The organism is Agrobacterium sp. S7/73 (assembly GCF_019355535.1).
Lineage (GTDB): Bacteria > Pseudomonadota > Alphaproteobacteria > Rhizobiales > Rhizobiaceae > Agrobacterium > Agrobacterium tumefaciens.
On sequence record NZ_CP072136.1, the window covers coordinates 666,647 to 684,902 of the forward strand.

Genomic DNA, 18,256 nt, shown 5'->3' on the forward strand with positions numbered 1-18,256 from the left:
GCTGCAAACTTGGCAAGTGATAAGGCTGCCTGGAATTCCAATTGCGTAGATGACAATGCTTAAAGTTCTCCAGTGCCTTACCGTCGATCATGACTTCCGATACACCACAGCAGCGGTCCTCGTCTGCATGCTGGGGAGCTTCGTCACGATGCGTCTTTTCTCGAGGGCGCGTCAGGCGAGGGGTTGGCAAAAGGTCAACTGGCTGTTTCTGGCTGGTGTCAATGGTGGGTCGGCGATATGGACCACCCATTTCGTGGCGATGCTGGGTTATGTCGCTGCCGGGGAGGTGGGTTACGATCCCTATCTGACCGGGCTTTCGCTTCTTATCGCCATTGCCACAACGACAAGCGGCTTTGCCATTTCCGCCTATGGCGGACGCACAGCGCTGGTGGAAGCGGGTGGTGCGACAGTCGGTCTCGGTATTGCGGCCATGCATTATACCGGCATGGCTGCCTATCAGATCCAGGGCATGATTTTCTGGAAGCAGACCTACGTCATCGCTTCGCTGGTGCTCGGGGCTGTATTCGGCGCGCTCGCGGTCAATCGCATCGCGCGCCCAGTCAACCGGTTTTGCCAATATAGCTCGGTTGCGTTTCTCATCCTGGCCATCGCCTCCATGCATTACACCGGCATGGCCTCGATGTTGTTCGAGTTCGATCCGCGCATCGTCATTTCGGAAAGTCTGCTGCCGCCAGCCATCATGGGTGGGGGCGCCATCGCCGTGACGCTTCTTCTGCTGGCGCTCGGGCTTTCCACCTATGTCATCGACGCCCAGTCCACCCAGCAGGCGGTCGCCCGCTATCGTCATCTTTCGCTGCACGATCCGCTGACGGGCATTCCGAACCGCGCGGCATTTATCGAACATCTCAACCGCCGCACGCGCCATCTCTCCATGGGCGCGCACACGGCGCTTTTGTCCATCGATCTCAACCGCTTCAAGGAAATCAACGACGTTCACGGCCATGCGGCGGGCGATGCTGTGCTGCGCGCCATTGCCGACCGCGCAAGTTCCGTTCTGAAAGCCGGGGAGTTTCTGGCGCGTATGGGCGGGGATGAATTCGTGGCGATGACCCATTCCTATTATACCCGCGCCGATGGTGCGGAATTCGCCCAGCGGCTGATCGAGCAGATCAGCAGGCCGGTCGAATGGAACGGGCAGACGTTTTCGGTCGGCGCGAGTGTGGGCATATCGGTGCGCAATACCGGCGCCATTGACGCGGACACGCTGATGGCGCAGGCCGATGTCGCCATGTATCGGGCAAAAGGCGGGACTTCCGACACGATCTGCTTTTACGACAAGTCCATGGATGAAGCCGCACGCGAACGCAACGCGCTTGCCGTGGCCATGCGCAGCGGTCTCGCCAACAGCGAGTTCGAGCTTTATTACCAGCAGCAGAATGATACCAAGAGCGGCAGCATCGTCGGTTTCGAGGCGCTGTTGCGCTGGAAACATCCGGAACGCGGTATGATCTCGCCCGTCGAATTCATTCCGATCGCGGAGCAGACCGGCTTTATCGTCGAATTGGGCGAATGGGTTCTGCGCGAAGCCTGCGCGCAGGCGGCTCTCTGGAAAAAATCGCTTTCCATCGCCGTCAATGTCGCCCCGCAGCAGCTTGCGGACAATGATTTCCCCGAGAAGGTCGAGAAGATTCTTCGGGAGACGGCGCTTGCGCCTGAGAGGCTTGAGCTTGAAATCACCGAAGGCAGCATCATCGCCGACCACCGCCACGCGCTGATCACGATCCGCAAACTCAAGGCGCTCGGCGTCAAGATCGCCATGGACGATTACGGCACGGGCTATTCCTCCCTGTCGACCCTGCAGAGCTTTCCCTTCGACAAGATCAAGATCGACCGGGCCTTTATCGATGGCCTGTCGACCAATGTGCAGTCGGAGGCGATCGTTCGCTCCACGCTCATTCTGGCGCATAGCCTCAATATTCCGGTGCTTGCGGAAGGTGTCGAGACGAAGGCCCATATCGAGTTCCTTCGCCGCGAAGGCTGCCTGCAGGTGCAGGGCTTCTTCTTCGGCAGGCCCGGTCCCTTGACCTCCATCGCCAATCTCGTCGACGACACGTTCCTCTCGACGGAGGACGAGCCGGAGGTCACCACCACCGGCCAACGCTATTTCAAGGCGGTATGATATCAGGCGCAGCCCGCGGTTGCGCTGACGGATGCAGGTCGCAAAGTTTTTAGTTGAAACGTGAACGCTTCCAGCGCACCATTGCCGAAAAGCTTTGGGAGGAGCGAATGCCGACAGACATCGCCCATGCGGACCGCGTGTATGAAACAGCGCGCCAACGTTCCGCAGCCGCAAGTTCTCCGATTATCGCCTCATGGCGCCGTTGCATGGTCACGCACCGTCTTGCGCCGGAGGAAAACCGCAAGCCGATCTTTCTTACCGACGTCGAATTCCGCCGCGCACGCGAAAGTGCGGCGGGCCTGATTGCCGAAAGCACCGATGAACTCGACCGCATTTTTCACAGTGTCGGCAAATCCGGCTGCTGCCTGCTTTTGACCGACGCCCAGGGCGTCGCGCTGGAGCGCCGGGGTGCTGCCGGCGACGATCGTGATTTCCGGGCGCTCGGTCTCTGGTCCGGCGCTGTCTGGAGCGAAGCGAGCGTCGGAACCAACGGTATTGGAACGGCACTTGCCGACGAACGTTCGGTGGTGGTCTATCGCGATCAGCATTTCTTCACATCGAACACGGAACTGTGCTGCACCACGGCCCCGATCCGCGACCATACCGGCCGGGTGACGGGCGCTCTCGATATTTCCACGTGCCGCGACGACATCAACGAAATGACGTTTTCTTTCGTCACGCAGGCGGTGCGGGATGCGGCGCAGCGTATCGAGGGCAATCTCTTCCGCCGGGCCTTTCCCGGCGCGCGCATCGTTGTGGTGCCTACGGGTTTCAGTCCGGCACTTTCCTTGCTTGCCGTCGATCAGGACGATCTCGTGCTTGGGGCGACGCGCGCGGCGCGGCTTGCGCTGAAGCTCGATGACCATCGCATTGCGCAGGGGCTGCCCGCCGCCGATGTCTTGCAGGAACAGCGTCACGACGGCGGTTCCGATCTTGAGGAGGCGGAACGTTCGGCTTTGCGCCGGGTTCTGTCGCGCACCAATGGCAATGTCACGCAGGCCGCGTCCCTGCTCGGCATCAGCCGCGCCACGCTTCATCGCAAGATGAAGAAATTCGACGTGCATTGAGGCTACCCGAGACGATACCCGCTCAATTCAGCGGGATCGGAGCGGGTTTGTCGCAGATGTGAGACAATGTGCGCTGCGGAACCGCGCGGTGCCACTACCCGCCACGATCATCTAGGCCCACCTTCCTGTCATGCGGTCCGTCGCGGATCGTTTTCATCAGGGAGGATGAAATCATGAATATTCAGGTTCAGCACAAAGCTGGCGAAGCGCCCTTCAAGCTGAAATACGGAAATTTCATCGGCGGCAAATGGGTGGAGCCGAAATCCGGCCGCTACATGGACAATCTGTCGCCGGTAACGGGTCACAAGATTTGTGAGGTTCCGCGCTCCGATGCGGCCGATATCGAACTCGCACTGGATGCCGCCCACCAGGCGCGGGAGAAGTGGGGCAAGACGAGCGTTACCGAACGTTCCAACATCCTGCTCAAGATTGCCCAGCGCATCGAGGACAATCTGGATATCATCGCACGGGCCGAAACCTGGGATAACGGCAAGCCGCTACGCGAGACCACCAATGCGGATATTCCGCTGACGATCGACCATTTCCGCTATTTCGCGGGCTGCATCCGCGCGCAGGAAGGCACGATCGGTGAAATCGACAATGACACGGTCGCTTATCATTTCCATGAGCCTCTCGGTGTCGTCGGCCAGATTATTCCGTGGAACTTCCCGATCCTTATGGCCGCATGGAAACTTGCACCGGCACTCGCCGCGGGCAACTGCGTGGTACTGAAGCCGGCGGAACAGACGCCTGCTTCTATTCTGGTGGTGATGGAGCTTATCGAAGACCTGCTGCCGCCGGGCGTGCTCAACATCGTCAACGGCACTGGTGTTGAAGCGGGCAAGCCGCTGGCGCAGAGCAAGCGCATCGCCAAGATCGCCTTCACCGGCTCCACCCCGGTTGGCAAGGAAATCATGCGTTATGCGGCCGACAATGTCACAAACATCACGCTGGAGCTGGGCGGCAAGTCGCCGAACATCTTCTTTGCCGATGTGATGAATGAAGACGACGCCTTCCTTGACAAGGCGCTTGAAGGCTTCGCCTTCTTCGCTCTCAACCAGGGCGAAGTCTGCACATGCCCGTCGCGTGCGCTGGTGCATGAATCGATCTACGACCGCTTTATGGAAAAGGCGATCAAGCGCGTTCAGGCCATCAGCCAGGACGACCCGCTCAATCCGTCGACCATGCTGGGTGCGCAGGCCTCGCAGGAACAGTTCGACAAGATCATGCGCTATCTGGATATCGGCAAGAAGGAAGGCGCAAAGGTTCTGACCGGCGGTGACCGCAAGACGCTCACGGGCGATCTTAAGGACGGTTATTACATTCAGCCGACGGTCTTCGAAGGCAACAACAAGATGCGGGTTTTCCAGGAGGAAATCTTCGGTCCTGTTGTTTCGGTCACCACCTTCAAGACGGTGGAAGAAGCGCTCGAAATCGCCAATGACACGGTTTACGGTCTTGGCGCTGGCGTCTGGAGCCGCGATACCAATATCGCCTATCGCGCTGGCCGTGGCATCGAAGCGGGCCGCGTGTGGACCAATTGCTACCACGTCTATCCGGCCGGTGCCGCCTTTGGCGGTTACAAGCAGTCGGGCATTGGTCGCGAGACCCACAAGATGATGCTCGATCACTATCAGCAGACCAAGAACCTGCTCGTATCCTACAGCCCGAACAAGGTTGGCTTCTTCTGAGTTCCTCCCCGGAAGCCGGCGACGGATCGTCCTGATTTCCGGCCGCCGGCGAGTTCCCAGGGGCTTCGGTCCCTGGGAACCCGGATGAAGTTCAGCAAAATAAAAGGCCGGAGGTTTTGCCTCCGGCCTTTTTTTACTGCGGACTATGCCGCGTAACGCTGGTCGCGGTTTCGGGTGGCGCCTACGGAGAACTGGCCCACCTGTTCGGTCAGGCCATCAGCTTCGCTTGCGAGCGAGAAGGCCGCAGCTGTCGTTTCCTCCACCATCGCCGCGTTCTGCTGCGTCACATGGTCGAGTTCGTTGACGGAGGCGTTGATTTCGCCGAGGCGACCGGATTGTTCGCGCGATGCTGTGGCGATTTCACCGATCTGATCGTTGACCGACTGGATGCGTTTCTGGATCTGCTCGAGGCTTTCTCCGGTTTTCAGCACCAGTGCCACGCCGCTTTCCACATCGCCCGCAGAGGTGGCGATGAGCGTCGTGATATCCCGTGCGGCAGCCGCCGATTTCTGCGCGAGTTCCCGCACTTCCTGTGCCACGACCGCAAAGCCCTTTCCGGCCTCACCGGCGCGGGCGGCCTCAACCCCGGCGTTCAGCGCCAGAAGATTGGTCTGGAAGGCAATCTGGTCGATGACGTCGATGATCTGGCGGATCTTGGACGACGACGTCTCGATACGCTCCATGGCGACGATTGCTTCTTTGACGACAGCGGTTGATTTATGGGCATCCTGCATGGTTTCCGCCGTCGTTCCGACTGCGACGTCGCAGCGGGAGAGGGAAACGTTGACGGCCTGCGTCATGTCTCCAAGTGCGGCGGCTGCTTCTTCGAGGGCGGCCGCCTGGCGTTCCGTGCGCCGCGACAGATCTTCCGATGCGCTTTTCAGCTCGCCGGAGCCGGAGCGGATGGCATTGGCGCTTTCGCCGATGCTTGAGATCGTCGCATCCAGCCCCGCTATGGAGTTGTTGAAATCGACGCGCAGATGGTCGAGGGACGGCACGAAAGGTTTTTCAATGCGAAGATCGAGCCTGCCCGCAGCAAGATTGGCAAGGCCGGTCGCAAGCGCATCGACTGCTTCTTCCAGTTCCTTTGCACTTCTTGCCTTTTCCATCTCACGCTGGGCACGTTCCTCGTCCAGTTCCTCGCTTTTGCGATGGGACTCGGTTTCCATGCGCTGCTTGTCGAGAATGCCCTGGCGGAAGGATTCCAGTGCGCGCGCCATGGTGCCGATTTCGTCGCCACGGGAAACGGCCTTGATCTCAATATTATGGTCACCACCATTCAGACGTTCCATCAACCCGGCAAGGCCGGTCAGTGGCTTGGTCAAGCTGGCGGAAACGAAAATGCCGATGAGTGTCATGACGGCAAGCACCGCAAGTGTCGCAAGCGTTGCCCAGAAGGCGAGATCATTGGCCGCCGCCAGCACCTTGCTCTCCTGCTGGCCGATGGCCAGAAGATGCTTCTGTCCGAAAACGGAGACCGGACGATAGGCGTAGAAGATGCTGCCCGCAGGGGTCTTCGCCATGACCGTTCCGGCTTCGCTGGCACCTGTAAGTGCTGCGAGACTTTCGGAAACGGCGACTCCAGCCCCACCGGAGAGCACGCCCGCGCGAAGTTTGCCTTCAGCGCTCAGAAGAACGGCGTCGTCGATGGACTTGCCGGTTTCCTCAGGTGTTACCACCGCACCGATACGGTCTGCGGAAATGCGCATGATGACGGCGCCCTTGCGCTGCAACTGGCCCCAGTTCGAGACCGCAAGCGGCATGCCGATCAGGGCCGAGTCATTGGTGCTGTCATCGTTGAAACCAGTTGTGCTGATGACACCGTCCTTGCCGGCCTCGATGCGGTCGAACAATTCCTTGATCGTGCTGTTTTGCGGTTCCGTCACATTGGTCAGGAAGTTCTTGCCCTTGGTCACGGAATAGATAATGAGGCCTGCCTTGTCGATGACGTAGATGTCGCTGACCCGGGTGTTGCGCCAGACGCTGGCAATGGCCGCGTTGATCGTGGCGTGGCGAATGGCATAGAGCAGCCGCAAGCCTTCACCGTTGAAGGAGGCGCGCTCCTCCTCGGATACGCCCTCGCGGCGGAATGCCTGAATGATCGCATCCTTTTCCGTCGGTACGACCGTGGTCATGGTTTCCAGCGCCTGAGCGATCGCAGCGTTCTGCGACAGCTCGGAAATGCTTTGTTCGACGCGCAGCGTATAGGCATCAAGCTGTTTGGACTGGTTTCCCGCAACCGTCTCGAGCCTGATCTTGCTGGCGTCGATCAGGCCGGACTTGCCCATTTCGTATGACAGCAGCCCAACGGCCAGGCACGAAACCAGCGTCGCGCCCGTGACGAGCGCTGCGAATTTGGCCTTGATTGACAATGATTTAGCTTTGACAGCAGTCGGATTTGCACCCGGCATCCTGTTTCCTCCCCCCAAAAGAACGTTGCGGTACCGTCGCAACAATTGTTTACGGTCGCGTTAAGCTTGGCGGGGAATTGTATGATTATTTCCCGCATACCGTGAAAAAATCCAAGGCCCTGGCCGGCCATTCTCCGTAATAAAACTGCAATGGAACGGGCGCATACCGTGCGAAGTTCAACGGCTGTTCATATTCATGCAAGCTTTTCGCGCTCCTGCTCTTGCCACTATCGACGATGTTTGCGGAACACCCGCGGCTGGATATGACGGAGCCCCTTTGAGATCGATCCCGGATTTCGCGGTTATCGTACCCATGCACAATGAGGAAGCGAGCGTTGAAACGCTTGTCGCTGAGATCGTTGCTGCCTGCCAGCCGGTCGGTCCGTTCGAGATTATCGTGGTGGACGACGCATCTTCCGATCGCACGGCGGATTTGGCGCTTTCGCTTGCCGGGCGTTATCCGATGCTGCGGCTGGTGCGGCATGACCGGCAGGGCGGGCAATCGGCTGCGATCCACAGCGGTGTGCAGGCAGCGCGCGCGCCGGTTGTCTGTATGCTTGACGGAGACGGGCAGAACCCGCCGGACAATCTGCCGGCGCTTCTTGCGCCGCTTCTTGCCACGAACGCGCCGAGCCGGCTTGCGCTTGTGGCCGGCCAGCGCGTCGGCCGGCGCGATACGCTTGCAAAACGTCTTTCCTCCCGCTTCGCCAATGGCTTGCGGGCGCGGATATTGAAGGACGGCACGCGGGATACCGGCTGCGGCCTCAAGGCTTTCCGTCGCGACGCCTATCTCGCCTTGCCCTATTTCGATCACCACCACCGCTATTTTCCGGCGCTCTTCAATCGCGACGGCTGGCAGGTTGCCCATGTAGACGTCACGCACCGGGCGCGCCTGCATGGCAATTCCCATTATACCAATATCGGCCGCGCGCTTGTCGGCATCCACGACCTGATCGGCGTTGCCTGGCTGTTGCGGCGGCGCAAGCGGGCAAGTTGGGCCGAAACCTTCAAAACGGAGACATCGCCGTGAACGCACCGGCCTTATGGTCCATGCTGCATGTGAACAGCTGGAAGGAATTTCTCTGGGTCTGCACCGGCTTTATGGGCCAGATGCTGTTTACCATGCGTTTTCTGGTTCAATGGATTTCGTCGGAACGGGCGAACCGCTCGGTCATTCCGGTAGCCTTCTGGTATTTCTCCATCGTCGGCGGCCTTGTGCTGCTATTATACGCGATCTGGCGTCGCGATCCGGTTTTCATTCTGGGACAGGCCTCCGGCCTGTTCATTTATGCCCGAAATCTCTGGTTGATCCATGCAGAACGCCGCCAGCATGCATGAGGCCGCAGCTCTGCCTTACGCGCAGGCGAATGAGCAGCGCCAATGGATGACGTTTGCGCTTGCGGCAATCGTGCTCGTCACCGTGCTGCGCGTCGTCGGGCTTGCTTTCAACCGCACCGATCTTTTCGTTGATGAGGCGCAATATTGGCTGTGGGGCCGGGAGATGGCGTTCGGCGCCTATTCCAAGCCACCGCTGATCGGCTGGATCATTCGCGCCGCCACCACTCTGAGCGGCGGCGAGAGCACCTTCGACGTGCGGCTCGCCGCGCCGGTCATCCATGGCATAGCGGCCGCGGCGATCCTTGTGCTCGGGCGCATGATCTATGATGCGAAGCTCGCCTCGCTGGCTGCCGTCATCTATCTGACGCTGCCCGCCGTGACGCTCGGCAGTCTTCTGATCTCGACCGATACGCCGATGATGCTGTTCATCGTGCTGTCGATGATCTGCGTGCGCAAGCTTGCGGAAGCACGCGCTGCCGGTGTGTCCGCGATGCTCTGGAGCATTGCGCTCGGTCTAAGCTTCGGCCTCGGGCTGATGTCTAAATATGCGATGATCTATTTTCTGCCCTGCTTCATCGCTGCCGGCTGGCTGTGCGTGGGCTGGCGCATCCGTTGGCGTGACGCCGGTATTGCTGTAGTTGTCTGCGCCGCCGTCATCGCTCCCAATCTTTGGTGGAATGCTGCGCATGATTTCATGACCGCGCGCCACACGGCGGACAATGCCAACTGGCATGGCGTTAAGCTGAAAATTGGTCCGGCGCTCGAGTTCTTCTTCTCGCAGGCGGGTGTTGTCGGGCCGTTCGTCTTCATCGGCATGATCGTCGCGACGTTCAGGGCGAAAACCGCTGAAACCCGGGCGCTTGTTGCCCTTTCGATACCGATCGTGCTTCTGATCACGGCACAGGGGCTGATGTCGCGGGCGCTCGCCAACTGGGCGGTGGGGGCTTATGCCGCGGGCGTGCTTCTGGCGGTGCCTGTCCTGGCATCCCGGCGTTGGCTAACCGTTTCCAGCCTTCTGCTCGGCGGCATCGTTGCCATCGCACTGCCGCTGATGACGATTGCCGGAACGGAATTGCGCTTGCCGAAGGGCGACCTGGCGATGAAGCGTTATCTCGGCAGCTCGGAGCTTGTGTCGACCGGCCTTTCAAGGGCGCGAGAGGCGGGGGCGGATGCAATCGTCGCTGCAGATCGCTCCATTCTGGCCGAGCTCTTTTATCAGCTGCGGGACGAAAAGCTGCTCATGCCGCGCGCTCTGCCTGAAACCGGCGTTCCTTCCAGCCACTACGCGCTTCTTTACCCGCTGAAAGCCGGAGAGGCGACAAATCCCGTCTATCTTGCGAGGGCGGACAGCCTGCCGGGCTGTCTCAATGGCGAGGCGCCGCTGTCGACATGGGTTGCCGGGCCGGGCTCGTTCGAGGGTAAGGAAATCGGTCTCTGGCGTCTGCCGCCACAATGCATCCCGAGGGTTGCCGATGGACAATGATCTTTCGCATATGCGGATCACGATCTGGGTTACGTTCGCCACATTGGCGCTCGTCATCCTGTTCGCGACCTTCCCGTCCATCGACCTCGAGTTTTCTTCCCTGTTTTTCTTGCCCGAAGCGCGCCTGTGGGCTGGAAGCCTGCCGGTTCCGGAATGGTTTCGCGATACGTTGCGGGAGTTAACGGAACTGGCCGCACTTCTGGCCTTCATCGTTCTGGTCGGCAACATCAGGCTGGGCGCGCTGCAGCGCACCGGCTGGCGCGTCTGGGCCTTTCTCTGCGGGCCTGTGGTGCTCTGCGCCGGGCTTCTGGTAAACGGGGTGCTGAAGGCCAATATCGGCCGCGCCCGCCCGTTCAGCGTCAGCGATTTCGGTGGACATCAGCTTTTTACGCCGCCTTTCCAGTTCAGCACGCAATGTTATTCAAACTGTTCGTTTTCCTCCGGGGAAACGGCGCTCATAGCGAGCTTTTTCCTGCCGCTCTGCGCGCTTGTCTGGAACCGCCTGCAATGGGGCGGGCGTCTTTTCATGGGCAGCACTGCCGCCGGCGCCATCATCCTCATGTCCGGTCTGCGTATTGCAGCTGGCGGGCATTTTCTCAGCGATGTGGTGATGTCCGTGCTGTTTTCCGCACTGACGACGCTGTTCCTTTACCGGGCGCTGGCAATTGCCCGTCATCGTCATCTATTTACCGGCGATGCCGTTACGGCCGATGCCATCAGCCTTTGGCGCAATGGCAGCCATGCTGTTCGCACCCGCGCTCGGCGCTGGTGGCCGAAAATCAAGGCCACCGCCACACGGCTGCAACGACCGCCGGATGCGGGCACGGCATCTTCCTGAGTGGTGCAGATGGAGTGCTGCGATCTCTGCGGATGCTGAGATAGCTGGCAAAATTGATAAGCTTTCTTCTCATCATGCCAATCTTTAACCAGCATCCAGCAACCGCGCGGACGCGCCGTAAGAAAGGATCTTACGCGATCAAATACTTGATCGCACTGGACCCCGGACTAAATCCGGGGTGACGGTATGCGGATGCAGTGATTTTGCAGATGTGCGAGAGAAAAGACTGCTTCAGTCGAACAGGCCGGAAACCGACTGTTCCTGCGCGGTGCGGTTGATCGCTTCGCCCAGAAGGCCTGCAGTGCTGATCACGCGGATATTGTGCGCGGACTGGACGCTGGTGGTCGGCTGGATGCTGTCGGTGATGACGAGTTCGCGCAGCTTCGATGAGGCCACGCGGGCAACGGCGCCGCCGGAAAGCACGCCGTGCGTGATATAGGCGGTGACGCTGGTTGCGCCCTTTTTCAACAGCGCTTCGGCAGCATTGCAGAGCGTGCCGCCGGAATCGATGATATCGTCGATCAGGATGCAGTCCTTGCCGGATACGTCGCCGATGACGTTCATGACTTCGGATTCACCCGGACGGTCACGGCGTTTGTCGACGATGGCCAGCAGACAGTCCAGACGCTTCGAAAGGGCACGGGCACGCACCACACCGCCAACGTCAGGCGAAACGACCATGACGTTGTTGGTGTCGTAGTGGTCCTTGATATCGCGGGCCAGAATGGGCGCTGCGAAGAGGTTGTCGGTCGGAATATCGAAAAAGCCCTGGATCTGGCCGGCGTGAAGATCGAGCGTCAGAACGCGGTCGGCGCCGGCTTCGGTGATCAGGTTGGCGACGAGCTTGGCGGAAATCGGTGTGCGGGGGCCGGCTTTGCGATCCTGGCGGGCGTAACCGAAATAGGGAAGTACTGCCGTGATGCGTTTTGCCGAGGAGCGGCGCATGGCATCGATCATGATGAGCAGTTCCATCAGATGATCGTTTGCCGGAAACGAAGTGGACTGGACGAGAAAAACGTCCTCCCCGCGTACGTTTTCACTGATTTCTACGAAAATTTCCTGGTCAGCAAACCGCTTTACGGTGGCATTTCCCAAGGGAACGTTGAGATACTTGCAGATCGCTTCGGCAAGGTGCCGGTTCGAATTGCCTGCGAAAACCTTCATTGCGCCCGCCTGTTTCCATGCAATCGCCTTGCGCCACGGGAAAGTGTCTGCCGTAACCAAGCGTCGTTCAAGGGGAGGAACATCCGGCTGAAAAGCCTTTGCCGGATACGCCTTGTTGCCATGCGCGCCTTAATAGCGTTGTTGCTTCCGATTGCAAGAGGACTCCGTGCTTTCGCAATGATTTTCATGAAATCTCTGTGACTTCTCCCGCCGTTTCATCTCATCCCCTTTGAGACTGCTTCCATGACGAATACTCGTTGAGCGTTTTTGCGGCGATATCCTGCATGACCCTGTCGGTCGCGGCGGCCCAGGGATCGCTGCCCTTGGCTGCCACCGTTTCCTGCCCCTGCAGGCGATGGAGCCTGACACCATTGGCATCCAGAACGTCCCAGACGTAGATGATGTTGACCTTGCTGCCATCGGCGAAGGCGGAGAAATATCCCTTGAGGATGTTCTCTGCCGAATTGTCGTTGGAGGCGCGGATTGTCAGCCCCTTTGCCCGCGCCTCGGCGCCCAGTTGCCGCGAAAGCGGCGTGACGGCCTGAACGGGCGCGCCGATGATCGGCAGGAAGCGGATGGTGTTGCCGGAAGCAGCGGGGGCAAGTGCGGCCGTCTGCTGTGGAGGCGGCGGCTGGGTGCTGGCGGGTGACTGGCCTGCAGATTGTCCGGTAGACTGGGTCTGACCAAGAGGTTCGCCGTACTCATTGCCGTTGGAAAGCGCCTGTGTCTGCGCCTGCAGGGAGTTCTGCGGTGCGTAAGCGGGCACGGAAGAGGCGGTTGCCGGTGCGCCTTCGGGCGCGCGGTCGGCAGCGGCAGCCATCTGGTCGAGATCGCCCTGCGTCACCGGTGTCGATTGCGAGCTATTGTGGCCGACATTCACCTGCGGCGTCAGCGCCTCCGTGGTGTTGCAGGCCGACAGGGTCAACGCCAGCGCCGGAATGACGAGGACCGAAACGACAAACGTCTGGAAAGGGCGGGTAAACCCCGTCCGGCTCATGCGACGTTTCCTCTCATGTTCCGCTCCTTCTTGCCCAAGGTGGCGGCAATGTAGGGCCGGTTTTCCCGCTCTGTCAAACCCGGTGCAGATTTAAGCTGTGAGAAGATCGAGGCTATGGCGCGAGAGCGGTTCCGGCGCGCCTTCCGTGGTGAGGTAGGTCTGGCCGAGGGTCATGGCGGTGCCGGAATCGGAATCCATCACGATCATGTGCACGAACAGGGTCATATCGCTGGCGATTTCCTGCGAGTTGCCGGCATGGAACATCTGATGCTCCATCCATGACGGTGAGAAACGCGCGCCCAGCGAATAACCGCAGGAGTTCAAACGATGGCGGGTCAGTCCACGCTCGTCCATGACGCGGGCGTGCACGTCGAAGACATCGCCGAAGGTCTTGCCGGGCCGCAGCACCTCTTCGATGTCGGTGAGGTTTTGCAGGCAGGCGCTGTAAAGCTCCTTCTGGCGGAAGTCCTGTTCGCCGATCACCACCGTGCGCATCATGGCGGCGTGGTAGTGGGCGCTGACACCCGCCCATTCCAACGTCAGCTGATCCTTGTCATCGAGCCTGCGTCGGCCGGCCTTGTAACGGCACAGCAGCGCGTCCGCGCCGGAGCCGATGATGAATTCATTGGCGGGATAGTCACCGCCGCCGGCCAGAACCGCTCCCTGCATTGCCGAGAGGATCGCGGCTTCGTCCGCACCGGGCTTGATGAGTTCCAGTGCAGCGTCCAGAGCCTCGTCCGCAAGTCTGCCGGCCTTCCTCGCATAGGCGATCTCGGCTGGGCTCTTGATGAGCCGCAAGCTGCTGACCAGATAGGAGGCGTCGATCATCTGGCAGAAGCTGGCAAGCTGGTTGTCCAGCAGGCGGGCGACGCGCCCGGTCATGCCGTGGGTGTCGTATTCCACGCCGATCTTGGCGCCAAGGAGATCGAGATCGCTGAGGAGGTTCTTAAGATCGAGCGTCGGGTCGGCATTGGGCCGGTCGACCCAGACGAGAATATTTTCGATCGTCGAAGTATTCCGGGCCTGCCGCATATCCGCCGAACGGGTCAGAAGCATCATGGAGCCGTCCGACTTGACCACCAGCGTCTGGAAGAAGCAGTAGCCGAAGGTGTCATAGCCGGTAAGCCAGTACATGCTTTCCTGGGCGAAAAGCAGAATGGCGTCTAGCTTCTCTTCCGCCATCTTCGCAATCAGCCGTTCGCGGCGGGCATCGAATTCCGAGAGCTCGAAGTGCAGGGCCATTTAGTCCTCCAGAATTGCGATTGCGGAAATCTGCCGCCCGTAGTCGGGCTCGGCACGGTGGGTCGTGCGTCGGTAGGAATAGAAGCGTTCTTCATCAGGATAGGTGCATAGGCCGAGGTTTTCCGCTCTCACGCCCGCATTGACCAGCCGGTCTACTGTAAATTGCTTGAGGTCGAATAGCGCATGGCCGCCTTTGTCCGAAGCGGTGAAATAGGCCGCATAGGCGGGATCGAAATCGGTGAAGCGCGCCACATATTCAGGCCCGACCTCATAATTGGCCTGGCTGATGGAGGGGCCGAGAGAGGCAGAGATGCGCTCGCGGCTGGCGCCCAGCTTCCTCATGGTCTCGATCGTGTTTTCGAGCACGCCGAACAATGCACCCTTCCAGCCGGCATGGGCGGCACCCACAACGCCCGCTTCAGCGTCCGCAAAAAGGATCGGGCCGCAATCGGCGCTCAGAACGCCGAGCACGAAACCCGGTGTCGCCGTTACCATCGCATCGGCCTGCGGGCGGCTGCCGTCATAGCTTTCATCGACCACAAGGACATCAGGAGAATGGACCTGATGCACGGTAGCGAGACGTTCCGGAGACAAGCCGAACCATTGCGTGACGCGCCGGCGGTTTTCCTGCACCAGTTCCGGCTCGTCATTCGAACCGAGGCCGACATTGAGGCCCTGATAAAGCCCCTCGGAGACGCCGCCTTGCCGGGTGAAGAAACCGTGACGGACACGGTTTTCACTCAAGGCGGCAAGCAGGGGGCTCTGGATGGGGAGCGGCAGCGTTTCGTTCTGCATGGTGCGGGAGTTCCTTGGAGAATGTCGCTGTTGGCCAGTGGGATGCGTTAAGCGAGATGTTTCCTGTTGCCACGGCGTTGCGCGGCGTTTGTCTGGTGCAGTGTGTCTGCGTTCGCTTGCTTCGTTCTGAGCCGATGTTGGCCCAGAGGTGATTGCACTGTCAATCCACCGCGCGAAACGGCATGAGATGGAGCGCGGGACTTGAAACGGCGATGACCTTGAAAAGTTCCCCCATCCTTCCAGCCCCTTCGCCAGCGAGACGGTTGACCGCTTCGGCGATTTCAAGCGTCTGGTCGGGTGTAGCTTTCGCGGCAAGGGCGGTTGCCCGTTCCTTCAGGCCAAGACCATAAAGAAAGTCGCCCTGCCTGATGCCGCCGTTGACATGAACGCCGTTTGCTTCAGCCGTCCTGATAAGGCTTTCGAAATCGACATGGCTGGTCAGATCGGCTTGCCCGGGATGAGAAAGCGGCGGGTCGAAGGCATGGTTGCGCATGGCCTGCAATGTGTCGCCATACCCGGCGACCAGATGGCCGTAGTCTATCGCGAGTGCGGTGCCGCCATATGCGGACAGGCGCTGGCAGATTGCGGTCATTACGGCTTCGCGGGCGGGTGAGATCTCGAATATGCTGCCAATCGGCTGCCGTTCCGGGCCGGGCGGCAGCAGCGCCGGGTCGATGCCGGCAAGCCCAGTCGAGAAGACCAGTTCACCATCGGTACCAAGACTGACCACCCGTTCGCGGAAACCCTGCGGCGTCTTCACGAATTGCCGGATTGGGATGGCGTCGAAAAGCTCGTTGGCGACGAGGAGCAGGAAACCTTCCGGCACCGCATCGAAACTGTCATGCCATGTCAGCCGTTCGGCATGCGCAGCGAGCGTCTCTTTCTGGATGGCGCAAAGGCGAGGGCTGGTCTCCACCAGATGCACCCGCATCGTCTCGTAAAGCGGTGGGGCGATGCGGCGGATGACGCGCAGCATGTCAGACATCATGGTGCCGCGGCCGGGGCCGATTTCCACCAGACGAATATCTGCGGGTGCGCCATGGCGCTGCCAGGCGTGAACCACGAAAACGCCGAGCATTTCGCCGAAAAGCTGACTGACTTCCGGAGCGGTGATGAAATCGCCCGATCGGCCAAAAGGTTCGCGGCTCCGGTAATAACCGTGTTCAGGATCGGCAAGGCAAAGCGAGAAGAAATCGGTGACGCTGAGCGGGCCGTTCAGGCGGATGAGGGATTTGATGCGTTGCGCAAGCGGTGTCGTCATGGCAGGCCATTCCGCTTAAGCGCGTATTTTAGCGCGTCGCGCACGCAAGACGGCCCAGAGGCCAAGAAGGAACATCGGCGTGGAGAGTACCATGCCCATGGTCAGCCAGTTGCCCGCGAGATAACCGATCTGGGCGTCCGGCTCGCGGAAGAATTCCACGAAGATGCGCGACAGCGCGTAACCGCAAACGAAGATGCCGGTTACGATGCCAGGTGTCTTGAGCGCCCTGAAAACGTAGATGGTGACCGCCAGAATGACGAGGAGAACGAGGCCTTCAAGTCCCGCTTCGTAAAGCTGGCTGGGGTGACGCGCAAACGGCCCGCCGCTGGGGAACACGACGGCCCAGGGAACGTCGGCGATACGTCCCCACAATTCGCCATTGATGAAATTGGCGATGCGTCCGAACAGTAGGCCGACAGGTGCGACGGCTGCGATGATATCGAACATGCTCCAGACAGGGATGCCGTTCTTGCGGGCGAAGAGGATCATGGCGATGGTCGTGCCGATCAGGCCGCCATGGAACGACATGCCGCCGTTCCATATCTCAAGTGCTCTTATAGGGTTTGCGGCGACGGCGCCAAGATCGTAAAACAGGATGTAGCCGATGCGCCCGCCAAGCACGATGCCGCCGGCTGCCCACAGGATGAAGTCGTCAAGATGCTGCGCCGAGATTGGCGATGTATCGTTTGGCCACAGGCGAGGCGTAAGCGCAAGGCGGCGGGCATAAAACCAGCCGAGCATGATGCCGGCGACATAGGCAATGCCGTACCAATGGATCGCCAGAGGCCCGAGAGACAGGGCAACCGGATCGATATTCGGAAATGGCATGATGGCAAGTTGGGTGGGAGCGGCTAACAATCCGTATATTCCGTCATCGTTGCTGGGCGGACAACAGAATAACCCATTGCCTCAAGGAGCCGGGCGATGATGCTCTCCGGTCTCTTTACGCGAGGAAAATGGCGATTGCCGCAGCGCCGGTCAAGATTATTCTTCAAGGGACGCTTTGCGATGCCGAAGGCCATTGCAAGCCATGCGGATTTTTCGATTTTGCTTGCAAGGCGGCTGTCGAGTGCCTACCTGAAAGGCATCAACAGCAGGGAACGGAACGCTCCCTGAACCGACGAAGGAACAGGGCCATGACCACGACAGGCACCAATCGTTTTCTGGATGAAGTCGCCAAGCTGATGACCGATGCGGCGGGCGCTGCGCAGGGAATGCGCAAGGAGGCCGAGGCTGCCTTGCACGCACAGGCGGATCGCTGGCTGAACAGCCTCGACGTGGTCAAGCGCGAGGAATTCGACGCGGTGCGCGAGATGGCGATCAAGGCGCGCGATGAAAACGATGCGTTGCGCGCTCGCATCGAGGCTCTGGAAGCAAAGCTTTCTGCTGCCAAGGATTGATTCTTTTCGCGCTTTTTCATCAATAGGTCCCGGATCGCCTGCGATTCCGGGACTTTTTGTTTGCGGGCCATGCAACCCGAAATTATTCCCTGTCGATCCGGACCTGCCTCCATCGTTAATTTTTTGAGGCCTGTGGACACTTCCAAAAAACGCAATTGCCAGAGTCGCTTATGTATCTCGCCTGAGGTGATGGGGGAGAAGATATCCACTGTTCAAAAAGTAAAAATGCTGCCCGAGGGGTGGCAGCAGGACTCGGCCATTATACACTGATTTTAAATGATGATTCGAAACGAACCTGGTAAGCTCCACACAGGGTGAATGTGTAACTCTGTTGGTGTCGGGCAATCGTCTCAAGTGTTGAATCCGGTTTGTGTGTGCGTTTTGTGCCCGGCGTTCAAAACAGAACATCCATACCGGATGAGAAGGTGC

Annotated in this window: 15 protein-coding genes; 8 read left to right on the top strand and 7 right to left on the bottom strand. The window is 59.8% G+C overall.

Translation table 11 applies throughout. The annotated features are described in order from the left end of the window. The first annotated feature begins 55 nt into the window (after nt 1-55). The 3 genes from J5276_RS03055 to adh all read left to right on the top strand — a co-directional run bounded on the left by J5276_RS03055 (nt 56) and on the right by adh (nt 4,898). Nucleotides 56-2,140, top strand: coding sequence for a bifunctional diguanylate cyclase/phosphodiesterase (locus tag J5276_RS03055; protein ID WP_112178856.1), 2,085 nt, complete (start codon nt 56-58; stop codon nt 2,138-2,140). A 107-nt stretch (nt 2,141-2,247) separates the two neighbouring features. After that, nucleotides 2,248-3,207 carry a helix-turn-helix domain-containing protein gene (locus J5276_RS03060; RefSeq protein WP_013636592.1) on the top strand — a complete coding sequence of 320 codons (960 nt, stop codon included), beginning with the start codon at nt 2,248-2,250 and terminating at the stop codon, nt 3,205-3,207. Between the two features lie 173 nt (nt 3,208-3,380). Further along, complete coding sequence (gene adh, locus J5276_RS03065) at nt 3,381-4,898, top strand: aldehyde dehydrogenase (RefSeq protein WP_112154060.1); 1,518 nt, start codon at nt 3,381-3,383, stop codon at nt 4,896-4,898. A gap of 143 nt (nt 4,899-5,041) precedes the next feature. On the opposite strand, the gene J5276_RS03070 is transcribed toward adh, so the two are convergent. Continuing rightward, nucleotides 5,042-7,309, bottom strand: a complete 2,268-nt coding sequence (locus J5276_RS03070; protein WP_112154059.1) for a methyl-accepting chemotaxis protein — start codon at nt 7,307-7,309, stop codon at nt 5,042-5,044. 190 nt (nt 7,310-7,499) lie between these two features. On the opposite strand from J5276_RS03070, the gene J5276_RS03075 reads away from it, so the two are divergent. The 4 genes from J5276_RS03075 to J5276_RS03090 are packed head-to-tail and all read left to right on the top strand — an operon-like array spanning nt 7,500 to nt 10,968. Continuing rightward, nucleotides 7,500-8,339, top strand: a complete 840-nt coding sequence (locus J5276_RS03075) for a glycosyltransferase family 2 protein (protein ID WP_112154058.1) — start codon at nt 7,500-7,502, stop codon at nt 8,337-8,339. 20 nt (nt 8,340-8,359) lie between these two features. Continuing rightward, nucleotides 8,360-8,647 (top strand): lipid-A-disaccharide synthase N-terminal domain-containing protein, encoded by a 288-nt coding sequence (locus J5276_RS03080; protein WP_019565216.1) that lies wholly within the window; start codon nt 8,360-8,362, stop codon nt 8,645-8,647. Next, nucleotides 8,622-10,130, top strand: a complete 1,509-nt coding sequence (locus tag J5276_RS03085; protein ID WP_162632970.1) for a glycosyltransferase family 39 protein — start codon at nt 8,622-8,624, stop codon at nt 10,128-10,130. The genes J5276_RS03080 and J5276_RS03085 overlap by 26 nt, the downstream gene beginning before the upstream one ends. Then, nucleotides 10,120-10,968, top strand: a complete 849-nt coding sequence (locus J5276_RS03090; RefSeq protein ID WP_112154056.1) for a phosphatase PAP2 family protein — start codon at nt 10,120-10,122, stop codon at nt 10,966-10,968. Before J5276_RS03085 ends, J5276_RS03090 begins: the two co-directional genes overlap by 11 nt. A 231-nt stretch (nt 10,969-11,199) precedes the next feature. Here J5276_RS03090 and J5276_RS03095 read toward each other — a convergent pair whose 3' ends face one another. The 6 genes from J5276_RS03095 to lgt form a co-directional block, all read right to left on the bottom strand. Then, the gene (locus J5276_RS03095) at nt 11,200-12,132 is read right to left on the bottom strand and encodes a ribose-phosphate pyrophosphokinase (RefSeq protein ID WP_003513466.1); all 933 of its coding nucleotides are present in this window, start codon (nt 12,130-12,132) and stop codon (nt 11,200-11,202) included. A 220-nt stretch (nt 12,133-12,352) separates the two neighbouring features. Beyond that, nucleotides 12,353-13,129, bottom strand: a complete 777-nt coding sequence (locus tag J5276_RS03100) for a hypothetical protein (protein ID WP_112154055.1) — start codon at nt 13,127-13,129, stop codon at nt 12,353-12,355. A 90-nt stretch (nt 13,130-13,219) separates the two neighbouring features. Then, entirely contained in the window at nt 13,220-14,371 is a 1,152-nt protein-coding gene (locus J5276_RS03105; protein ID WP_025594132.1) for a Xaa-Pro peptidase family protein, read from the bottom strand. After that, the gene (gene pgeF, locus J5276_RS03110; RefSeq protein WP_019565220.1) at nt 14,372-15,166 is read right to left on the bottom strand and encodes a peptidoglycan editing factor PgeF; all 795 of its coding nucleotides are present in this window, start codon (nt 15,164-15,166) and stop codon (nt 14,372-14,374) included. It abuts the gene before it with no gap. Between the two features lie 160 nt (nt 15,167-15,326). Continuing rightward, the gene (locus tag J5276_RS03115; RefSeq protein WP_025594131.1) at nt 15,327-16,427 is read right to left on the bottom strand and encodes a class I SAM-dependent methyltransferase; all 1,101 of its coding nucleotides are present in this window, start codon (nt 16,425-16,427) and stop codon (nt 15,327-15,329) included. A 15-nt stretch (nt 16,428-16,442) separates the two neighbouring features. Further along, nucleotides 16,443-17,255 (bottom strand): prolipoprotein diacylglyceryl transferase, encoded by an 813-nt coding sequence (lgt, locus tag J5276_RS03120; RefSeq protein WP_162632973.1) that lies wholly within the window; start codon nt 17,253-17,255, stop codon nt 16,443-16,445. A 308-nt stretch (nt 17,256-17,563) separates the two neighbouring features. On the opposite strand from lgt, the gene J5276_RS03125 reads away from it, so the two are divergent. Further along, nucleotides 17,564-17,827, top strand: a complete 264-nt coding sequence (locus J5276_RS03125; RefSeq protein WP_112154053.1) for an accessory factor UbiK family protein — start codon at nt 17,564-17,566, stop codon at nt 17,825-17,827. The last annotated feature ends 429 nt before the right edge of the window (nt 17,828-18,256 follow it).